Genomic DNA, 17,880 nt, shown 5'->3' with positions numbered 1-17,880 from the left:
GCGTTACTCACCCGTTCGCAACTCGTCCAGAAGTGCAAGCACTTCCTTCAGCGTTCTACTTGCATGTATTAGGCACGCCGCCAGCGTTCATCCTGAGCCAGGATCAAACTCTCATCAAAAGTTTGAGTCTTTACTCATTTTTTCTGTCGCTGACAGATTTGTTCTGCGTTAAATCTTCAGACTTCTTTGTTAAACCTCCTTGGTGAACCTTAGTTCTACCTGCGTCAGTTTGCCTTGAAGTCTTTTGATTTAGCTTCGAATTTATTATTGACAGGTAGTATTCCTACTACCCACACATTGGTATTCATCTTGTTCAGTTTTCAAAGGTCATGTCTCTCACGAGACAACTTAATCAGTTTATCAAAACCTCAATGGTTTGTCAACACTTTTGTTTAACTTTTTTGAAGTTTTTTTGTTTTCGTTCGTTTGAGCCGAACTATTCTACTGATTGCGTCCCGTTTAAGGAACTCTCCCTTCAGGACTTTATTAGTATACAACATGATATTGGTCTTTGCAAGGGTTTTGTTTAATTTTTTTTACTTTTTTTCAAAAAATTTTCTATCCAGTTGAATTCTGCTTGATTTATCACATGATTTTCGGATAAATAGTTAAGATGAAGGGATGGAAAGATGTCTGATTTTTCTTCAAAATAGTCTTCTAACTCTTCTTTAGAAGTCCATGGATCGTTCTCTCCTAAGAACAAGTAGACATTTCCTTTTTGTTTTTCTTGATGATTCCATTGTAATAAACTTGGGTGAAGTAACAAATAATCATCAGCTAGGTCTTTACTCATTTCTAAAAGACTGAGAATAGCATTAGCTCCATTGGAGTAGCCTAAAAAGATAAGGGGCCTATTCTCCCAGATTTCTCGTAATGCTTCCCATGTTATCTCAAACTTTTCCTGAAACAGGTGTCTCTGTTCTAAATCATTTTGATTCTCTTCTAGTGGTGGGTAATAACGATAGCCACTTCCAAAAGTATAATCTCCTTGAACCACTAACAGACTATGGGTAGGCGCAAGCTTTTTCCCAAAACCAAGCATTTCTTGAATAGTTCCCCCGCTACCATGAAAAAGCACCAACAAAGGCTCTTCTGCTGCTCTATAACTCCATTTTAAGCTGGTCATTGTTTCAACCCTTCTTCTATAATCATTCGATTCGGCTCCAGAAAATCCGGCAAATATAAGGGGAGATGATGAAAACTTTCCATCGTATCATAATCCATCACAAGTTTTTCTGAAATTGGAGTGGCGACTTCCAAGACCATCCCATGCCATTCCTTAAAGTAAAGGGAATGCATAAAATCTCGATTCACAATCCGGGAATGGAGAATGCCTTTCGCAGATAGATCACTCGCAGTCTGCTTTAACTCCTCCAGTGAGCCAACTCCCAGCGCAAGATGATGGATACCACCTCGTCCCAACTGCTGTGGTGCTTGTTCTTTATCTTCCACAATCCATACATGTTGGGGAAAAATGGAATCAGCATCTAGGCGGCTATCCCCCATTAGTTCTGCATCAAAAAAAGGTGCTTCCTCAAAACCAAATACCCTTGTCAAAAGTTCTGTAACGGTTTGTTGATTTTGAACCCGAATCACTACACCCGCCAACCCTAGAATAGCATTTGAAGGATCTATGCTGGGATTCTTTGGCGGATAAACCTGCCAAGTTAACTTTTCAGGATAAACCAAAGCCAATTTTTGACCGTCCGGATCACTAAAAAAGAGAGCCTCCTGGTTCCACAATCTAGCCCATTCCGTTGATACGCCTGCCTGATTTAAACGTGTCTTCCAAAATATCAAACTTTCCTGATTAGCTACCCAAAACACCGTACGCTCTAAAGCATTTGTCCCAGATTGATGTTTGGGAAAAGTTTTGGTCTCAAAAACAGTAAATTCTGTTCCCTCGCGCCCCGTTTCATCACTAAAGAACAAGTGGTACATGGTCGGGTCATCCTGATTCACCGTTTTCAAGTGCAGAGAAAGACCTAGGATACCATGATAAAACTGATAAGCTTCTGCTGCATCACTGGCTAAAACTGAAATATGATGAATTGCTGCTTTCATAAGGTCTCTCCTCTTTGTTACTAACTAGTGGTAATTATACACCACTTTTTATCATCAAACAATGATTTGGTTCGTTTTGATACAACAAATGAAAAGAACTTAGAGTATTCAAACGACTCCAAGTTCTTATCCCTTCCTTCATCAGCCAAGTAATCCTTATTTTCGAATGCAAACTTGACTAATCTAAACGACCTACCAATCCATTGAGTTTTTGATACTGCTCCTGCCTGAGACTTGAAATACTCAACATTGCTAACAAGCTAAGGAAATAGAGACTTGCCAGAAAGAGCATGACGATTGTCACAGTGGCGTTTTGTAGGATAAAACCAATCACAACAGATGAGAACCCTCCAATGGCTCGTCCAACATTCAGGATAGCATTATTAGCAAGAGAACGAACAGAATAAGGATAGAGACGCGTAATCATGGCTCCGTATCCTGCAAACATCCCATTAACAAAGAAACCAACAACCGCACCAGCGATTAAAATACTCCACTCTGTCCGTGCAAAGCTAAAGAGATATACAGACAAGGCTGAAGCCACTAAAAATATACCATAACTTTTTCTTGGTCCAATACGATCCAATAAGTTCCCAAAAACAATCATACCTAAGCACATTCCAAGAATCGTTGTAATCATCCAAACTGAGGAACCACTCAAACTAACTCCAGCTTGTTCCTGCATGATACTCGGTAACCAGTTCATCATTCCAAAGTAGCCAGCTATCTGAACCGTTGTCATCACCATTAAACATATAGTCTGGGCAGCAATTTGGGGACTTGAAAACAAATCCCAAATCTTGCCTTTCTCCTGTTTAGATTCCTTGGCTTGACTTGCATCAAAATCACTGACCTTATCCGCATCAACCGCTATCATAGACCAAAGAACAATTCCAAGGGGAAGTAAGCCACACAAAAATAGTCCTCTCCAACCAAAAATCGGGGCAATCAAACCAGCCAAAGCTGCCGAGGCTATAGAACCTATTTGCCCAACGATTCCGTTGATAGAGGACATTCTTCCCATTTGCTCTTTCGGGACCAAACCAGCCATGATAGCAATAGCCACACCATATTCTCCACCTACTCCAACACCTGCAATAAAGCGCATCCAGTAGAGGTATTCCAAATTAGGAGTGAAGAAAATAAGAGCCGTTGCTAAAGAAAAGATAGTTACGGTCCAACGAAAAATTTTAAACTTATTGTATCTATCGGCTAAAACCCCAAAAACAATACCACCGAATAACATACCAAGATTGGTAATTGTCGCAATCCAGCCCGCTTCTACTTTACTAATCGCCAATGAAGCAATAATGGATGTAAGGGAAAAGGATAAAAACATGACATTTAAGTCATCCGTACCTGAAGCTATAACAGCTGATATTAATGCGTTGCGATCATTTTTTGACAACTTCATCTTTTACTCCTTTATGCGTAACTAACTTTAAAATAGGTCAATAATTGACCTCGTTTTATCCATAAAATCCTCCTATTCCCGTGGATGCAAAACAATAAACTTTCTCCTTTCTATTTTTTAGGTCAAAAGTGCTCAAAAAAAATCTCTCACCTATCGTAAGCGAGAGACTCGAGAGTTTGAAGAGCTTTTCATTTCTTCATAATATTCTTTTTCCCGAACACGATTTACCCTAAATTGTCTAAAGTTTATCATATTCCGAATTTTTGTCAAGATATTATTTAAATTATTTGGTTATTCGTAGATTCGCTAGGAAAATCTCTTCCCCCAATCCTCTTTGCTGAAGACCTCTCTTTGCGCAGCTGATTAGCTCTTGTGAGAAGGCTCGGATGGCTTCTTTTTCTTTTGCATTCAAATCCTGACGAGAAAAATCTTTACGTAATTGCGCATAATCACGCCCCATAAGCTCAAAGAATGGCGAATGGTCGAGCAAATCTTCCAAGGCTTCCAATTCCGTTAAGAGGCCAAGATGAAAGGCGGCCGGCGCAAAGGTAGCTTCCAAGGGTTGGGTACAGATGCTCCGAAATTCAACTGTGCCCCGCTTGGTCAACTCCTGGTAATGATAGGAACGATGGTTCTTAAGATCCGACCGATCCGGCTTCAAGTTCAAGCGCTTCCCATCAAGACCATAGGCACGAATCGCATCTTTCTGGAGGTACTCTTGTAACGGAATCGGCTCAAAATAATAATAGGTTCCGTCTCTTTCTGTGTAGAAAAAAGAAGATTGGCTTTTAAAGTCAATATAATCCTCCTCTGATTCAAAATCGCTAGGATAGATTCCCACGTTCTGAGGAATCAAGCCGTGCATCGAATCTTCCCAAAGGGAATCACGTGCCAAAGCACAGTTTTTGAGTGGCTCAAAAGAGGAATTGGCAAATAAGTAAGCCTTGGCAGCCTCAATCTTATTAAACGCATTTAGGACCCGTAAAAACCGGCTTCTACTAACATCAAACTGAACCTGACTTCCACAAATATAGGCAGCATAATCTAGATAAGGATGAAGCTCTACATAATTCGCTCCCAAAGCCAGATAATCCATCAACATCTGGTAACGCCCTGTAGCCACTGGTCGATTATCATTCACAGCCCAATTAGGGTTTATCCCTGAACCGAGAAGTTGGTGGTCGTATTGAAGAAGGAATGACTGAATAGCCTCGAGGTAGATCTGAAAACGATTCGCAATGCCAAATAAATTCTCAGACTTAGCAAAGGCAAATTCCAAGGTGTTGTAGCTGACTTCAAACAGAATCACATCTCCATTTGCAGCGACAATCTCAATCGGCTGATCTTGTTCATCAACTTTCACAATCGTAAACTCTAAAATTTGAACAAGATGGTGAAGCAAAGAAATAGAAACGGAATGATCGGTTGCTTGCCCATGAACTTGAACAATTGGAAATTCTAATTCAATCCCAATGAAAAGTTCAGGATTTTCTTTGAGTTTCGAAAGATAGTTTTCATGAAAAAAATGATGCATAGGCTGTCCTCTTTTCACTTATTCTAACCAGTATACCAAATTTTTCCTGCTAAAAAACAAAAACGCCTGCTTACGCCATGGTTCTTTTTAAGAGCCATTGCGTAAACAAGCGTCACCACCATTATGATGAGTGTTAGCACCAGGATTACTCCTGGTGCTAGACCAGAGCTAGACTAAGAGTCAAAAGACTCCATCATCATAACACTCAACAAAATTGATGATTTTAGACGAGTTCGATAATCGCCATTGGAGCTGCATCACCACGACGTGGTTCTGTCTTCAAGATACGAGTGTATCCACCGTTACGATCAGCATAGCGCGGAGCGATGTCTGAGAACAATTTTTGAAGTGCAGTTGTTGTAACGATTTTATCATTTTCAGCATCATATACTTCACTTGCAATTTCGTTACGTACGAAAGCAGCTGCTTGACGACGTGCGTGCAAATCACCACGTTTACCAAGGGTAATCATTTTTTCAACTGTTTTACGAATTTCTTTTGCACGAGCTTCTGTAGTTACGATTGATTCGTTAATGAGCAAATCAGTTGTAAGGTCACGAAGCATCGCTTTACGTTGTGAACTTGTGCGTCCTAATTTACGGTAAGCCATTATTTCCTCCTCTATTTCTCTTTTAGACCAAGACCAAGATCATGAAGTTTGAATTTCACTTCTTCAAGACTCTTACGGCCAAGGTTTCTCACTTTCATCATTTCGGCTTCAGTTTTCTCAGTCAAATCATATACTGTATTGATGCCTGCACGTTTCAAACAGTTGTATGAACGAACAGATAGATCCAATTCTTCGATTGTGCGTTCCAATACGCGATCATCAGAAGTTGAATCTGCTTCTTTCATCACTTCTGTTGCTTTTGCAACTTCAGTAAGATCAGTAAATAGATTCAAGTGCTCATTCAAAATGCGAGCAGACAAACCGAGAGCATCCTCTGGAATAATTGTTCCATTGGTCATGATTTCGAGTGTTAATTTGTCAAAACCATCATTGCTACCCACACGTGCAGGTTCAACTTGGTAATTGACTTTTTTCACTGGTGTGTAGATTGCATCTACCGCCAATGTACCAACCGGAGCATTATCCAACTTATTCTCATCAGCTGGAACATATCCACGACCAGTATGAACAGTCATACGAGCCTTGAAGGTTGCTCCTTCACCAATGGTAAAGAGGTAATGATCTGGGTTGACAATTTCGATATCACTGTCTGTCAAAATATCGCCAGCTGTAATGGTAGCAGGCCCTTTAACATCCAATTCAATCATCTTTTCGTCTTGGACGAATGATTTTACAGCAATTCCTTTGACGTTGAGGATAATTTGCATCACATCCTCACGGACACCTGGAACTGTATCAAATTCGTGCAATACACCTTCAATATTGATAGATGTTACTGCTGCTCCTGGAAGGGAGGCCAATAAGACACGACGAAGGGAGTTCCCAAGTGTTGTTCCGTAACCACGTTCAAGTGGCTCAACAACAAACATGCCGTAATCACTATTTTCATCAATTTTTGTTATTTTTGGTTTTTCAAACTCAATCATTTTATACTCCCTCTTAAAACGAAAAGCTGTGTAAATTTAAAATCAATTATACACGACGACGTTTTGGAGGACGGGCACCATTGTGAGGCACTGGAGTAACATCACGAATTGCAGTTACTTCAAGACCTGCAGCAGCAAGTGCACGGATAGCAGATTCACGACCTGAACCTGGACCTTTAACTGTAACTTCTACAGATTTAAGACCATGTTCTTGAGCAGATTTAGCAGCTGCTTCTGATGCCATTTGGGCAGCAAATGGAGTAGATTTACGAGAACCTTTGAAACCAAGTGCACCAGCTGATGACCAAGCAATTGCGTTTCCGTGTACATCGGTAATCATAACGATAGTGTTATTGAATGTTGCGTGGATGTGAGCAATACCAGATTCGATATTCTTCTTCGCACGACGTTTACGTGTTGGTTTAGCCAAGACTGTTTACCTCCTATATTATTTTTTCTTACCTGCAATCGCAACAGCTTTACCTTTGCGAGTACGAGCATTGTTTTTTGTGTTTTGTCCACGGACAGGAAGTCCACGACGGTGACGGATACCACGGTAAGAACCGATTTCCATCAAGCGTTTGATGTTCAAGTTCACTTCACGACGAAGGTCACCTTCAACTTTGATTGTATCAACTTCGCGACGGATAGCGTCTTCTTGATCTGGTGTAAGATCTTTCACGCGGATGTCTTCAGAAACACCTGCAGCAGCAAGAATCTTCTTAGCAGTTGGAAGTCCGATACCGTAAACATAAGTAAGTGATACAACTACACGTTTATCATTTGGAATGTCAACTCCAGCAATACGAGCCATGTTTTCTCCTTTCTAGTAACTGATTTTAACCTTGGCGTTGTTTGTGTTTTGGATTTGCAGGGCAAATAACCATAACACGACCATTACGACGAATAACTTTGCAGTATTCGCAAATTGGCTTAACTGATGGTCTTACTTTCATTTCTTAATCCTCCAATTTTTTCCTTTATTTAAAGCGGTAGGTGATCCGTCCACGAGTCAAATCGTATGGGCTCATCTCGACTGTCACACGGTCTCCCGCTAAAATACGAATATAATTTTTACGAATTTTACCAGAAACTGTTGCTAAAATCTGATGTCCATTTTCAAGTTCAACCGTAAACATTGCGTTTGGCATGGTATCGACTACCTTACCTTCAACTTCAATCACATCGTCTTTTGCCACGCAAAAGTACCTCCCTAAATTTCGATTTATGTCCTCTGGGTATAGAGGGACAAGATAAGTCAGAACCTAACTAGTGTACCACTAAGACTGTTTTAATGCAAGATACAAAGTGTAGATTATTTGATTTTTTCTAATGCAGCTTGGATATCTGCAAATACTTTGTCAATTTCTTGATCTCCTTGGATATCAAAGACCAAGCCTTTAGCAGCATAGTGTTCAAGAATTGGCTGACCTTGAGCAATATTGACGTCCAAACGTGTTTTGATAGCTTCTGGCTTATCATCTTCACGTTGGTAAAAGTCATGGCCACCACAGTTGTCACAAGTTCCTTCAACTTTTGTTGGGTTGAAAATCTTGTGATAGGTTGCTCCACAATTTCGACAGATGAATCGACCACTCAAACGATCTAAAAGAATGCTTGGGTCAACATCGATATTCACCACTCCATCCAATTGAATGTTTGAATCTGCCAAGGTTTGATCCAAAGCATGTGCTTGATCAATGGTACGTGGATAACCATCCAACAAGAAACCTTTTTGGCTGATATCATCTTGCAAGAGACGCTCTTTGACAATTCCATTGGTTACTTCATCTGGTACCAATTGTCCTTGATCCATGTAGGATTTTGCCAACAAGCCCATTTCCGTTTCATTGGCGATTGCCGCACGGAACATATCCCCAGTAGAAATATGAGCAAGGCCAAATTCTTCGACCATTTTAGCTGCTTGAGTCCCTTTTCCGGCACCTGGCAAGCCCATAATCAAAAGATTCATGTCTTTTCTCCTTTTTGTTTTCCACTAAATCTATCAATCTCTTGATAAACTTAGTAAAAAACAAAATAGAGAGGAATCAGCCTAGACTGATATCCTCCGAATTCTATTCTGTATCTGTATGCATAAAGCCAACGTAACGACGTTTAAGAAGATAACCTTCCAACTGCTTGATTCCATCAATGGCTGTTGAAATCAAGATCAGCAAAGAAGTTCCTCCCAAGGCTACGGCTTCGGCCAAACCGAATACGTTTTGAGCAACGATTGGGATAATAGCAACGAAACTCAAGAAGAGTGAGCCCACGAGAGCTAAGCGTCGCAAGAGTTTGGACATATAAACCTCTGTTCCCTTACCTGGGCGAACTCCTGGAATATAGGCTGAACTCTTTTGCAAGTTTTCAGCAGTTTTTTCAGGATTAATCTGCACAAAGGTATAGAAGAAGGTAAAGAGGATAATCAAAAGTGCATACAAGGCAATCCCTGACGGCATATCCGTCGACAGGAGATCTCGCACATTTCTAACCCAGGCTGCATCATTTCCGCTTAAAATCATAAATTGAACAATAGCGGCTGGTGCAGCTGTAATAGAACTGGCGAAGATAACGGGGATAACCCCTGCTGGGTTCACCTTCAAAGGAAGGTAGGAACTAGAAGAAGCCCCCTGTACCAATTTTGTATATTGAATTGGAATTTTGTATTCAGCCTGCTGTACAAAAGTAGTGAAATAAATAATCGCTAAGACAGCTAGAGCAACCAATCCAAGGAAAATCGCTGAATTCTGTAGACGATCCGCTGGGACATTCACAAAGTAATCTTCGTAAAGTCCTGAGATAGTCCGCGGAATGGCAGAGATAATACCGGCAAAGATAATCATGGAAACCCCGTTCCCATAACCTTTGTCGGATATTTGTTCTCCCAACCAAACTACAATCATACTACCTGTTGTCAAGATACAGCCAATATAGAGATAGGTCTGCCAGTTTGGTGTAGGCACCAACTGAGCATTGGACAAGGTATTAAAACTTGCCGTAATCGCAATTGATTGTACAAAAGCTAGGACTAGGGAAATATAACGTGTGGCTTGATTGAGTTTTCGTCGTCCAACCTCACCTTGTTTTCCCCACTCTACAAACTTAGGAACAATATCCATTTGGAGTAGTTGAACAACAATGGAGGAGGTGATATAGGGAGAAACACCTAAGGCAAAAACCGAAAAGTTCTGCATGGCATTCCCCGATACCAAACTCAACATGTTAAGGAAGGACAATTGAGACAAGTCAGCAAGGACCCGGGCATTCACACCTGGAACAGTAATATGCGTTCCAACGCGGAAAACGAAAAGGATAAAGAGGGTCATCCAAATCTTGGTCCGGACCTGCTTAATTTTTAAGGAATCCCTTAAAATTTTAAAGAACATAGAGTAACCTCTCTATCGTTTCTTAGATGACCTCGATTGATCCACCTTTAGCTGTGATTGCTTCTTCAGCTGATTTAGAGAATTTAGCTGCTTTCACAGACAATTTCTTAGTCAATTCGCCGTTACCAAGGATTTTAACGCCTGATTTTTCAGCTTTCACAATTCCAGCTTCGATCAAAGCAACTGGTGTTACTTCTGCACCGTCTTCAAAGACGTTCAATTGATCAAGGTTGACAATCGCATATTCTTTACGGTTGATGTTTGTGAAACCACGTTTTGGCAAACGACGGAACAATGGAGTTTGTCCCCCTTCAAATCCTGGACGTACGCCACCACCGCTACGAGCTTTTTGACCTTTTTGTCCACGGCCTGAAGTTTTACCGTTACCGGATGAAGTACCACGACCTACACGGTTACGAACTTTACGAGAGCCTTCTGCTGGTTTCAATTCATGAAGTTTCATTCTGTTTATTTCTCCTTTTTTAGTGACCTTTGTCACGGGCTAGCGCTTTTGTAAAACGGAAACTTTTACAAAAACTCGCTTGTCTATATGGCTTGTAAGTCGCAAAGATTTTTCTTTGCGACTTAGCCATGATCTTCTTATTTAACTTCTTCTACAGTTACCAAGTGAGAGATGGTATTAACCATTCCAAGGATAGCTGGATTATCTTCTTTGATAACAGAAGAATGCAATTTGCCAAGTCCAAGGGCAACAACCGTTTTACGTTGGTTTGGCTTGCGTCCGATTGGAGACTTAGTCAAAGTAATTTTAATTTGAGCCATTTTATCCCCTTTCTTATGCCAAGTCAGATACTGAGATACCACGTAAAGCAGCAACCTCTTCAGCACGTTTTAATTGTTTCAATCCTTCAACAGTTGCACGAACGATGTTGATTGGAGTGTTTGAACCAAGTGATTTAGATGTAATATCTGCAACACCTGCCAATTCGATGACGGCACGAACAGCACCACCAGCGGCAACTCCAGCCCCTTCAACAGCTGGTTTCAACAATACACGAGCTCCACCAAATTCTGATGTGATTTCGTGAGGGATTGTTGTACCAACCATAGGAACTTCAATCAAGTTCTTCTTAGCATCTTCGATAGCCTTACGGATTGCTTCTGGAACTTCTTGAGCTTTACCAGTACCAAATCCAACACGGCCATTGCGGTCACCAACAACTACAAGAGCTGCGAAGCGTAGACGACGTCCACCTTTAACAACTTTTGTAACACGGTTGATGGCAACTACGCGTTCTTCAAGTTCAACTGCATTGTCTTTAAATGCCATTTTTCAGTGTCCTCCCTATTAGAATTTCAATCCGTTTTCACGAGCTGCATCAGCCAACGCTTTAACACGTCCGTGATATAGATATCCACCGCGGTCGAACACCACTTCAGAAATACCTTTAGCAACTGCACGTTCAGCAACAAGTTTACCTACAACGGTAGCTTGTTCTGTTTTTGTACCTTTTGAAACGTCTTTGTCAAGAGTTGAAGCGCTTGCGAGCGTTACACCCGCTACGTCATCAATTACTTGAGCGTAGATGCCTGTATTAGAACGGAATACGTTCAAACGTGGGCGATCAGCAGTTCCAGAGAGTTTTCCGCGAACACGACGATGGCGTTTTTGGCGGAGTTTGTTTTTATCTGGTTTCGAAATCACAATTTTCACCTCTTATTTTTTGTTTGTGCTAAGCACAGAGTTGGTAAATGCGAGGACTTGCAAGCAAGTCCCATCTATTATTTACCAGTTTTACCTTCTTTACGACGTACGTATTCTCCAACATAACGGATACCTTTACCTTTGTATGGCTCAGGAGTACGAAGGCTACGGATGTAAGCAGCAGTTTGGCCAACTACTTCTTTGTTGATACCTGAAACAACGATTGTTGTTGGGTTAGGCAAGTCAAAAGTAATTCCAGCTGGAGCTTCAACCTCATCTGGATGAGATTTACCAACTGCAAGAACCAATTTGCTTCCTTGAAGTTGTGCACGGTATCCAACCCCACGCATTTCAAGTTCTTTCTTGAATCCTTCTGATACACCAACAACCATGTTGTTCAAAAGGGCACGTGTAGTTCCGTGGATTGTTTTCATTTCTTTAGAATCGTTTGGACGGTGAAGTGTTACTTCAGTACCTTCCACACGAATTTCGATGTCCTTAGCAAATTCACGAGTCAATTCACCTTTAGGACCTTTTACAGTAACCTCATTGTTATCTGCAATGTTTAATTCAACACCTGCAGGCAATACGATTACTTTATTACCAATACGTGACATGTTTATCTCCTGTTAAATTATCGAGCCGCAGAGCGACTAGTTTTCACGGGAGCCCATCATTGATGAGCTGAGTTTTACACTCTTAAATTTTAGCTTCAAGTTCAAAATGGGCCAAGGCAAAGCTACGCAGGCCATACTAAAGTATGGCAAGGAGCTCTAACACAGGCACATGAAGAAATTGAAGTCTAAAATTTTACCAAACGTAGGCAATTACCTCACCACCAACATTCTTTTGGCGTGCTTCTTTATCAGTCAGCAAACCTTCAGAAGTTGATACAATCGCGATTCCAAGTCCGTTCAAGACTTTTGGAAGATCTTCACTCTTCTTGTAAACACGAAGACCTGGTTTTGAAACACGTTTCAAGTTTGTGATAACTTTTTCACCGTTTGGTCCGTATTTCAAGAATACGCGAACGATGCCTTGTTTGTCATCTTCGATCATTTCAACGTTTTTAACAAAACCTTCACGTTTAAGGATTTCAGCAATACCTTTTTTGATGTTTGATGCAGGTACTTCAAGTACTTCGTGGTTAGCTTGGTTAGCGTTACGAATACGTGTCAAAAAGTCTGCAATTGGGTCAGTCATAACCATTTTTTGATTTCTCCTCTTACTAGTAGTTTGAGCAAGTCACTTGCTAGTTAATGAATAGGCGTTCGCCTAGGTCTCACCAAATTCTGGTGAAGAAAGTTTGAGAAAGGACTGAAATCCATAGATCAAGTAATTCGAGTAAGGACTAAAACAAACCTACTCACAACACTTGAATTGAGGCCGAACCATAGTCTTTCTGCTTCATTTGTGAATCCTGCCGGTTTAAATTTCTAGCGGCAGGGCTGAAAGTGTTCGCCGAACACTTTCACTCCTAGAAGCTAAAGCTTCTACGTCTGGCCTCCTATTTTCATTCGGATTTTTTAACGTCCTTTGCATCATTGGATTACCAAGAAGCTTTTGTTACGCCTGGGATTTGCCCTTTGTAAGCAAGTTCACGGAAGCAAACACGGCAAAGCTTAAATTTGCGGTAAACTGAGTGTGGACGTCCACAACGTTCGCAACGAGTGTAAGCTTGTGTAGAGAACTTTGCAGGACGCTTATTTTTAGCGATCATTGATTTTTTAGCCAATTTAAGTTCCTCCTGAATTATTTAGCGAAAGGCATTCCAAGTCCAGCAAGCAATTCGCGAGACTCTTCATCTGTATTCGCTGTCGTTACGATAACGATATCCATACCGCGTGTTTTATCGACGTCGTCAAAGCTGATCTCAGGGAAGATCAATTGCTCTTTCACACCAAGTGTGTAGTTCCCACGTCCGTCGAATGATTTAGTTGGAACACCTTGGAAGTCACGCACACGTGGAAGTGATACAGAAACCAATTTGTCCAAGAAATCGTACATACGCTCACCACGAAGGGTTACTTTCGCACCGATCGCTACACCTTCACGAAGACGGAAGCCGGCGATAGATTTCTTCGCTTTAGTGATCAATGGTTTTTGACCAGAGATAAGTGCAAGCTCTTCTGCAGCCTTTTCAAGGTTTTTAGCATTTGAAACTGCATCACCAACACCCATGTTCAAAACGATTTTATCTACTTTTGGAACTGCCATTACAGAAGAGTAGTTGAACTTCTCTGACAAAGCAGGGACTACTTCATTAAGATATTTTTCTTTCAAACGATTAGCCATGTTTCTTCTCCTTTCCTTCGTGATTAATCAAGCACTTCGCCTGATTTTTTGTTGTAACGAACTTTTTTGCCGTCTACAAATTTGTAGCCAACACGTCCAGCAACACCATTTTTATCCAATACTTGTACGTTAGATACATGGATTGGAGCTTCCACTTCAACGATACCACCTTGAGGAAGTTCGTTGTTTGGACGTTGGTGTTTCTTAACGATGTTGACACCTTCAACGATGACTTTGTTAACTTTTGGAAGAGCAGTAAGGACAACTGCTTCTACACCTTTGTCTTTACCTGCGATTACTTTAACTTTATCGCCTTTTTTTACAAACATTCTTTTCTCCTTAAATTCTTACGCCCATAGGGGCACCCTGAAAGAAAGCTTCCAGGGGACTATCGTTTGTGTGTTTCTTACAATACCTCTGGTGCAAGAGAAACGATCTTCATGAAGCCACCTTCACGCAATTCACGTGCAACTGGGCCAAAGATACGTGTTCCACGAGGTGTTTTGTCATCACGAATGATAACTGCAGCGTTCTCATCAAATTTGATGTAAGAACCGTCTGCACGACGGGCACCTGTCTTAGTACGAACGATAACGGCTTTCACAACGTCACCTTTTTTAACCGCACCACCAGGAGTCGCTTGTTTTACAGAAGCTACGATAACATCACCGATGTTAGCGAATTTACGTCCTGAACCACCAAGAACCTTGATTGTCAAGATTTCGCGGGCACCTGAGTTATCAGCAACTTTCAAACGAGTTTCTGTTTGAATCATTTACCTTTTCTCCTTTTCGGTTCGATTAGATGATAACCGCTTCTTCAACAACTTCTACAAGACGGAAGCGTTTTGTAGCTGAAAGCGGACGAGTTTCCATGATACGAACGATATCGCCTTCTTTAGCAACATTGTTTTCATCATGAGCCTTGTACTTTTTAGAGTAGTTAATACGTTTACCATAGACTGGGTGGTTACGTTTCGTTTCAACTACAACTGTGATTGTTTTATCCATCTTGTCAGAAACTACGCGTCCAACAAGGGTCTTACGTTGATTACGTTCCATTAGTTAGATTTCTCCTTTCCCAAGTCTATTTAACTTCTGATTGAATTGTTTTGATACGAGCGATTTGTTTTTTCACTTCTTTCAAACGAGCTGTTTGTTCCAATTGACCAGTAGCCGCTTGGAAACGAAGATCAAACAATTCTTTTTTCAATTCGTTTTCACGCTTCGCAAGTTCTTCTGAAGAAAGACCACGAAGTTCTTCAACAAATTTTTTGATTTCTTCAAGTTTCATGCTTTCTCCTTACTTCTCTTCACTTTTCACAAATTTGCATTTCACTGGCAATTTGTGGCTAGCAAGACGAAGCGCTTCACGTGCAACTTCTTCAGAAACACCAGCAACTTCAAACATTACTTTACCACGTTTAACGGGTGCAACCCAACCTTCAGGTGCCCCTTTACCAGATCCCATACGAACCCCGATAGCTTTCGCAGTGTATGATTTGTGAGGGAAGATTTTGATCCAAACTTTACCACCACGTTTCATGTAACGAGTCATAGCGATACGGGCAGCTTCGATTTGGCGGTTTGTGATCCAGTGGCTAGTTGTAGCTTGAAGACCAAATTCTCCGAAATCTACTTGTTTTCCACCTTTTGCTTCACCGCGCATTTTCCCACGGAACTCACGACGGTGTTTCACACGTTTAGGTACTAACATTGGTTATTTACCTCCCTGAGTGTTTTTACGAGCTGGAAGAACTTCACCACGGTAGATCCATACTTTAACACCAAGTTTACCGTAAGTTGTATCTGCTTCTTCCCAAGCATAGTCGATATCTGCACGCAATGTGTGAAGTGGAACAGTTCCTTCAGAGTATCCTTCGCTACGAGCGATATCCGCACCGTTCAAACGACCAGATACTTGAGTTTTGATTCCTTTAGCTCCAGCACGCATTGCACGTTGGATAGCTTGTTTTTGTGCACGACGGAAAGCAACACGTTGCTCCAATTGACGAGCAATTCCTTCACCAACAAGGTGTGCATCCAAATCAGGTTTTTTGATTTCGATGATGTTGATGTGAACTTGTTTTCCAGTCATTTTGTTCAATTTAGCACGAAGGGCATCAACGTTTGCTCCACCTTTACCGATAACCATACCTGGTTTTGCAGTGTGAAGAGAAACATTAACCTTGTTCACAGCACGTTCGATTTCGATCGTTGAAACAGCTGCGTCTGCTAATTCTGTTTGGATAAATTTGCGGATAGCAAGATCTTCATGAAGGTAATCCGCGTATTCTTTTTCAGCATACCATTTAGCATCCCAGTCACGGATGATACCGACACGCATTCCAATTGGATGTACTTTTTGACCCACGAGTTAACCTCCTTATTGTTCTGCAACTACCACAGTGATGTGGGAAGTGCGTTTGTTGATTGGTGAAGCTGAACCTTTGGCACGTGGACGGAAACGTTTCATTGTTGGTCCTTCGTTTGCGTAAGCTTCACTTACAATAAGGTTAGCTTTGTCCAAACCTAAGTTGTTCTCAGCATTAGCGATTGCAGAGTTCAAAACTTTCTCGATAATACCAGCAGCTTTGTTTGGAGTGAATTTCAAGATTGCGATTGCGTCAGCAACGTTTTTACCACGAATGTTATCAAGCACAAGACGAGATTTACGAGGTGAAACACGCACTGTACGAGCCATTGCTTTAGCTGAAGTCATTTCTGCCATGTCGTTCTCCTCTCTTATCTACGTGTTTTCTTATCGTCAGCAGCGTGACCTTTGTAAGTACGAGTTGGTGCAAATTCACCAAGTTTGTGACCTACCATGTCTTCTTGGATGTAAACTGGTACGTGTTTACGTCCATCATAAACTGCGATTGTGTAACCAATGAAACTTGGGAAAATCGTTGAACGACGTGACCAAGTTTTAATGACTTTTTTCTTTTCATCATTCGCTTGAGCTTCAACTTTTTTCATCAAATGCTCATCGACGAAAGGTCCTTTTTTAAGACTACGTCCCATTTTTATTTTTCTCCTTTAAAATACAGTACCACAGCGGCTTGGGAGCAAGGCAAAAAGCCTTGTCTACCCTACCGAGCTGGCGGATTCACTTGTGTTTATTATTTCTCGTTGCGACGGCGTACGATCAATTTGTTAGAACGAGCCTTCTTATTACGAGTTTTAAGTCCAAGAGCAGGTTTGCCCCATGGAGTTGATGGTGCTTTACGTCCGACTGGTGCTTTACCTTCACCACCCCCGTGTGGGTGATCGTTAGGGTTCATTACAGAACCACGAACGGTTGGGCGAACACCTTTCCAACGGTTACGTCCAGCTTTACCAAGGTTAACCAATCCATGTTGTTCGTTACCAACAACACCGACAGTTGCACGGCAAGTTGAAAGGATCATACGAACTTCGCCAGATTGAAGACGAACAAGAGTGTATTTACCTTCTTGACCCAATACTTGAGCAGATGCTCCAGCAGCACGGACCAACTCACCACCACGTCCTGGTTTCAACTCAATGTTGTGGATCATTGTACCGACAGGAATGTTTGCAAGTGGCAAAGCATTTCCGACTTTGATATCGGCATCTGGTCCAGAAACGATGCGTTGACCTACTTCAAGACCTTTAGGAGCAATGATGTAAGCTTTCACACCGTCTGTGTAGTGTACAAGAGCGATGTTCGCTGAACGGTTTGGATCGTACTCGATTGTTTTAACAACTGCTTCAACCGCATCTTTGTTACGTTTGAAGTCGATCAAACGGTAATGACGTTTGTGTCCACCACCTTGGTGACGAACAGTGATACGACCGTTGTTGTTACGACCAGCTTTGTTTTTCAAAGGAACAAGCAAGGTTTTTTCTGGCTTGTTAGTTGTGATTTCAGCGAAATCCAAAGAGGTCATATTACGGCGACCATTTGTAGTTGGTTTATAAACTCTGATTCCCACGCTATTTCC

Annotated in this window: 29 protein-coding genes and 1 rRNA gene; all 30 read right to left on the bottom strand. The window is 41.4% G+C overall.

Going from position 1 to position 17,880, the window contains the following annotated elements:
* Window positions 1-119 (bottom strand): 16S ribosomal RNA (locus tag I1A59_RS05310); the annotation flags it as partial.
* A 407-nt stretch (window positions 120-526) separates the two neighbouring features.
* A complete protein-coding gene (locus I1A59_RS05305; protein ID WP_196091756.1) occupies window positions 527-1,126 on the bottom strand; it encodes a hypothetical protein in 600 nt (199 codons plus the stop codon).
* Window positions 1,123-2,064: a VOC family protein gene (locus tag I1A59_RS05300; RefSeq protein WP_196091755.1), complete on the bottom strand. Its 942-nt coding sequence runs from the start codon at window positions 2,062-2,064 to the stop codon at window positions 1,123-1,125. The genes I1A59_RS05305 and I1A59_RS05300 overlap by 4 nt, the downstream gene beginning before the upstream one ends.
* Window positions 2,065-2,242: 178 nt before the next feature.
* Entirely contained in the window at window positions 2,243-3,478 is a 1,236-nt protein-coding gene (locus tag I1A59_RS05295; protein WP_196091754.1) for an MFS transporter, read from the bottom strand.
* A 283-nt stretch (window positions 3,479-3,761) separates the two neighbouring features.
* Window positions 3,762-5,012, bottom strand: coding sequence for a gamma-glutamylcysteine synthetase (locus tag I1A59_RS05290; RefSeq protein ID WP_196091753.1), 1,251 nt, complete (start codon window positions 5,010-5,012; stop codon window positions 3,762-3,764).
* Window positions 5,013-5,235: 223 nt separating this feature from the next.
* The gene (gene rplQ, locus I1A59_RS05285; RefSeq protein ID WP_160332874.1) at window positions 5,236-5,622 is read right to left on the bottom strand and encodes a 50S ribosomal protein L17; all 387 of its coding nucleotides are present in this window, start codon (window positions 5,620-5,622) and stop codon (window positions 5,236-5,238) included.
* An 11-nt stretch (window positions 5,623-5,633) separates the two neighbouring features.
* Window positions 5,634-6,569, bottom strand: coding sequence for a DNA-directed RNA polymerase subunit alpha (locus I1A59_RS05280; protein WP_196091752.1), 936 nt, complete (start codon window positions 6,567-6,569; stop codon window positions 5,634-5,636).
* 46 nt (window positions 6,570-6,615) lie between these two features.
* Window positions 6,616-6,999, bottom strand: a complete 384-nt coding sequence (gene rpsK, locus I1A59_RS05275; protein WP_135036512.1) for a 30S ribosomal protein S11 — start codon at window positions 6,997-6,999, stop codon at window positions 6,616-6,618.
* 18 nt (window positions 7,000-7,017) lie between these two features.
* Window positions 7,018-7,383, bottom strand: a complete 366-nt coding sequence (gene rpsM, locus I1A59_RS05270) for a 30S ribosomal protein S13 (protein WP_196091751.1) — start codon at window positions 7,381-7,383, stop codon at window positions 7,018-7,020.
* Window positions 7,384-7,408: 25 nt separating this feature from the next.
* Window positions 7,409-7,525 carry a 50S ribosomal protein L36 gene (gene rpmJ / locus I1A59_RS05265; protein WP_001808836.1) on the bottom strand — a complete coding sequence of 39 codons (117 nt, stop codon included), beginning with the start codon at window positions 7,523-7,525 and terminating at the stop codon, window positions 7,409-7,411.
* Window positions 7,526-7,549: 24 nt separating this feature from the next.
* Window positions 7,550-7,768, bottom strand: a complete 219-nt coding sequence (gene infA, locus I1A59_RS05260; protein WP_001029883.1) for a translation initiation factor IF-1 — start codon at window positions 7,766-7,768, stop codon at window positions 7,550-7,552.
* Window positions 7,769-7,884: 116 nt separating this feature from the next.
* Window positions 7,885-8,541, bottom strand: coding sequence for an adenylate kinase (locus I1A59_RS05255; protein ID WP_196091750.1), 657 nt, complete (start codon window positions 8,539-8,541; stop codon window positions 7,885-7,887).
* A gap of 103 nt (window positions 8,542-8,644) precedes the next feature.
* Entirely contained in the window at window positions 8,645-9,955 is a 1,311-nt protein-coding gene (secY, locus tag I1A59_RS05250) for a preprotein translocase subunit SecY (protein WP_196091749.1), read from the bottom strand.
* 22 nt (window positions 9,956-9,977) lie between these two features.
* Window positions 9,978-10,418 carry a 50S ribosomal protein L15 gene (gene rplO / locus I1A59_RS05245; RefSeq protein ID WP_160332870.1) on the bottom strand — a complete coding sequence of 147 codons (441 nt, stop codon included), beginning with the start codon at window positions 10,416-10,418 and terminating at the stop codon, window positions 9,978-9,980.
* A 137-nt stretch (window positions 10,419-10,555) separates the two neighbouring features.
* Window positions 10,556-10,738 carry a 50S ribosomal protein L30 gene (gene rpmD, locus I1A59_RS05240; protein WP_202056480.1) on the bottom strand — a complete coding sequence of 61 codons (183 nt, stop codon included), beginning with the start codon at window positions 10,736-10,738 and terminating at the stop codon, window positions 10,556-10,558.
* Between the two features lie 13 nt (window positions 10,739-10,751).
* Window positions 10,752-11,246 carry a 30S ribosomal protein S5 gene (gene rpsE, locus I1A59_RS05235; protein WP_135036530.1) on the bottom strand — a complete coding sequence of 165 codons (495 nt, stop codon included), beginning with the start codon at window positions 11,244-11,246 and terminating at the stop codon, window positions 10,752-10,754.
* A gap of 18 nt (window positions 11,247-11,264) precedes the next feature.
* Window positions 11,265-11,621: a 50S ribosomal protein L18 gene (gene rplR, locus I1A59_RS05230; RefSeq protein WP_196091748.1), complete on the bottom strand. Its 357-nt coding sequence runs from the start codon at window positions 11,619-11,621 to the stop codon at window positions 11,265-11,267.
* A gap of 77 nt (window positions 11,622-11,698) precedes the next feature.
* On the bottom strand, window positions 11,699-12,238 hold the full coding sequence (gene rplF / locus I1A59_RS05225) for a 50S ribosomal protein L6 (protein WP_196091747.1): 540 nt from the start codon (window positions 12,236-12,238) through the stop codon (window positions 11,699-11,701).
* A gap of 193 nt (window positions 12,239-12,431) precedes the next feature.
* Window positions 12,432-12,830 (bottom strand): 30S ribosomal protein S8, encoded by a 399-nt coding sequence (gene rpsH / locus I1A59_RS05220; protein ID WP_196091746.1) that lies wholly within the window; start codon window positions 12,828-12,830, stop codon window positions 12,432-12,434.
* A gap of 340 nt (window positions 12,831-13,170) precedes the next feature.
* Window positions 13,171-13,356: a type Z 30S ribosomal protein S14 gene (locus I1A59_RS05215; RefSeq protein WP_001085699.1), complete on the bottom strand. Its 186-nt coding sequence runs from the start codon at window positions 13,354-13,356 to the stop codon at window positions 13,171-13,173.
* Window positions 13,357-13,373: 17 nt separating this feature from the next.
* Window positions 13,374-13,916 carry a 50S ribosomal protein L5 gene (gene rplE / locus I1A59_RS05210; protein ID WP_135036539.1) on the bottom strand — a complete coding sequence of 181 codons (543 nt, stop codon included), beginning with the start codon at window positions 13,914-13,916 and terminating at the stop codon, window positions 13,374-13,376.
* Window positions 13,917-13,939: 23 nt separating this feature from the next.
* A complete protein-coding gene (rplX, locus tag I1A59_RS05205) occupies window positions 13,940-14,245 on the bottom strand; it encodes a 50S ribosomal protein L24 (RefSeq protein ID WP_196091745.1) in 306 nt (101 codons plus the stop codon).
* Window positions 14,246-14,322: 77 nt separating this feature from the next.
* The gene (gene rplN / locus I1A59_RS05200) at window positions 14,323-14,691 is read right to left on the bottom strand and encodes a 50S ribosomal protein L14 (RefSeq protein ID WP_135036544.1); all 369 of its coding nucleotides are present in this window, start codon (window positions 14,689-14,691) and stop codon (window positions 14,323-14,325) included.
* 25 nt (window positions 14,692-14,716) lie between these two features.
* Window positions 14,717-14,977, bottom strand: a complete 261-nt coding sequence (rpsQ, locus tag I1A59_RS05195; RefSeq protein WP_002885836.1) for a 30S ribosomal protein S17 — start codon at window positions 14,975-14,977, stop codon at window positions 14,717-14,719.
* A 25-nt stretch (window positions 14,978-15,002) separates the two neighbouring features.
* Entirely contained in the window at window positions 15,003-15,209 is a 207-nt protein-coding gene (gene rpmC, locus I1A59_RS05190) for a 50S ribosomal protein L29 (protein ID WP_135036547.1), read from the bottom strand.
* 9 nt (window positions 15,210-15,218) lie between these two features.
* A complete protein-coding gene (gene rplP / locus I1A59_RS05185) occupies window positions 15,219-15,632 on the bottom strand; it encodes a 50S ribosomal protein L16 (RefSeq protein ID WP_196091744.1) in 414 nt (137 codons plus the stop codon).
* A gap of 3 nt (window positions 15,633-15,635) precedes the next feature.
* Window positions 15,636-16,289: a 30S ribosomal protein S3 gene (gene rpsC, locus I1A59_RS05180; RefSeq protein WP_196091743.1), complete on the bottom strand. Its 654-nt coding sequence runs from the start codon at window positions 16,287-16,289 to the stop codon at window positions 15,636-15,638.
* A 12-nt stretch (window positions 16,290-16,301) separates the two neighbouring features.
* Complete coding sequence (rplV, locus tag I1A59_RS05175; protein ID WP_135036556.1) at window positions 16,302-16,646, bottom strand: 50S ribosomal protein L22; 345 nt, start codon at window positions 16,644-16,646, stop codon at window positions 16,302-16,304.
* A gap of 14 nt (window positions 16,647-16,660) precedes the next feature.
* Window positions 16,661-16,939 (bottom strand): 30S ribosomal protein S19, encoded by a 279-nt coding sequence (gene rpsS / locus I1A59_RS05170; protein ID WP_000533765.1) that lies wholly within the window; start codon window positions 16,937-16,939, stop codon window positions 16,661-16,663.
* Window positions 16,940-17,037: 98 nt separating this feature from the next.
* On the bottom strand, window positions 17,038-17,871 hold the full coding sequence (gene rplB, locus I1A59_RS05165) for a 50S ribosomal protein L2 (protein WP_196091742.1): 834 nt from the start codon (window positions 17,869-17,871) through the stop codon (window positions 17,038-17,040).
* Between the last annotated feature and the right edge of the window lie 9 nt (window positions 17,872-17,880).

The organism is Streptococcus sp. NLN76 (assembly GCF_015686645.1).
Classification (GTDB): domain Bacteria; phylum Bacillota; class Bacilli; order Lactobacillales; family Streptococcaceae; genus Streptococcus.
This window is presented reverse-complemented; position numbering and strand designations above follow the sequence as displayed.

Bases quoted from the DNA above. Each gene is read 5' to 3' on its own strand.
- rplQ (WP_160332874.1), bottom strand. From the start codon at position 5,622: ATGGCTTACCGTAAATTAGGACGCACAAGTTCACAACGTAAAGCGATG.
- rpsS (WP_000533765.1), bottom strand. From the start codon at position 16,939: ATGGGACGTAGTCTTAAAAAAGGACCTTTCGTCGATGAGCATTTGATG.
- rplP (WP_196091744.1), bottom strand. From the start codon at position 15,632: ATGTTAGTACCTAAACGTGTGAAACACCGTCGTGAGTTCCGTGGGAAA.
- rpmC (WP_135036547.1), bottom strand. From the start codon at position 15,209: ATGAAACTTGAAGAAATCAAAAAATTTGTTGAAGAACTTCGTGGTCTT.
- rpsQ (WP_002885836.1), bottom strand. From the start codon at position 14,977: ATGGAACGTAATCAACGTAAGACCCTTGTTGGACGCGTAGTTTCTGAC.
- rpsE (WP_135036530.1), bottom strand. From the start codon at position 11,246: ATGGCATTTAAAGACAATGCAGTTGAACTTGAAGAACGCGTAGTTGCC.
- rpmD (WP_202056480.1), bottom strand. From the start codon at position 10,738: ATGGCTCAAATTAAAATTACTTTGACTAAGTCTCCAATCGGACGCAAG.
- rplE (WP_135036539.1), bottom strand. From the start codon at position 13,916: ATGGCTAATCGTTTGAAAGAAAAATATCTTAATGAAGTAGTCCCTGCT.
- rpsM (WP_196091751.1), bottom strand. From the start codon at position 7,383: ATGGCTCGTATTGCTGGAGTTGACATTCCAAATGATAAACGTGTAGTT.
- rplN (WP_135036544.1), bottom strand. From the start codon at position 14,691: ATGATTCAAACAGAAACTCGTTTGAAAGTTGCTGATAACTCAGGTGCC.
- rpmJ (WP_001808836.1), bottom strand. From the start codon at position 7,525: ATGAAAGTAAGACCATCAGTTAAGCCAATTTGCGAATACTGCAAAGTT.
- I1A59_RS05305 (WP_196091756.1), bottom strand. From the start codon at position 1,126: ATGACCAGCTTAAAATGGAGTTATAGAGCAGCAGAAGAGCCTTTGTTG.
- I1A59_RS05300 (WP_196091755.1), bottom strand. From the start codon at position 2,064: ATGAAAGCAGCAATTCATCATATTTCAGTTTTAGCCAGTGATGCAGCA.
- secY (WP_196091749.1), bottom strand. From the start codon at position 9,955: ATGTTCTTTAAAATTTTAAGGGATTCCTTAAAAATTAAGCAGGTCCGG.
- rplF (WP_196091747.1), bottom strand. From the start codon at position 12,238: ATGTCACGTATTGGTAATAAAGTAATCGTATTGCCTGCAGGTGTTGAA.
- rplO (WP_160332870.1), bottom strand. From the start codon at position 10,418: ATGAAACTTCATGAATTGAAACCAGCAGAAGGCTCTCGTAAAGTTCGT.
- I1A59_RS05255 (WP_196091750.1), bottom strand. From the start codon at position 8,541: ATGAATCTTTTGATTATGGGCTTGCCAGGTGCCGGAAAAGGGACTCAA.
- rpsH (WP_196091746.1), bottom strand. From the start codon at position 12,830: ATGGTTATGACTGACCCAATTGCAGACTTTTTGACACGTATTCGTAAC.
- rplV (WP_135036556.1), bottom strand. From the start codon at position 16,646: ATGGCAGAAATGACTTCAGCTAAAGCAATGGCTCGTACAGTGCGTGTT.
- I1A59_RS05295 (WP_196091754.1), bottom strand. From the start codon at position 3,478: ATGAAGTTGTCAAAAAATGATCGCAACGCATTAATATCAGCTGTTATA.
- I1A59_RS05280 (WP_196091752.1), bottom strand. From the start codon at position 6,569: ATGATTGAGTTTGAAAAACCAAAAATAACAAAAATTGATGAAAATAGT.
- I1A59_RS05290 (WP_196091753.1), bottom strand. From the start codon at position 5,012: ATGCATCATTTTTTTCATGAAAACTATCTTTCGAAACTCAAAGAAAAT.
- rplX (WP_196091745.1), bottom strand. From the start codon at position 14,245: ATGTTTGTAAAAAAAGGCGATAAAGTTAAAGTAATCGCAGGTAAAGAC.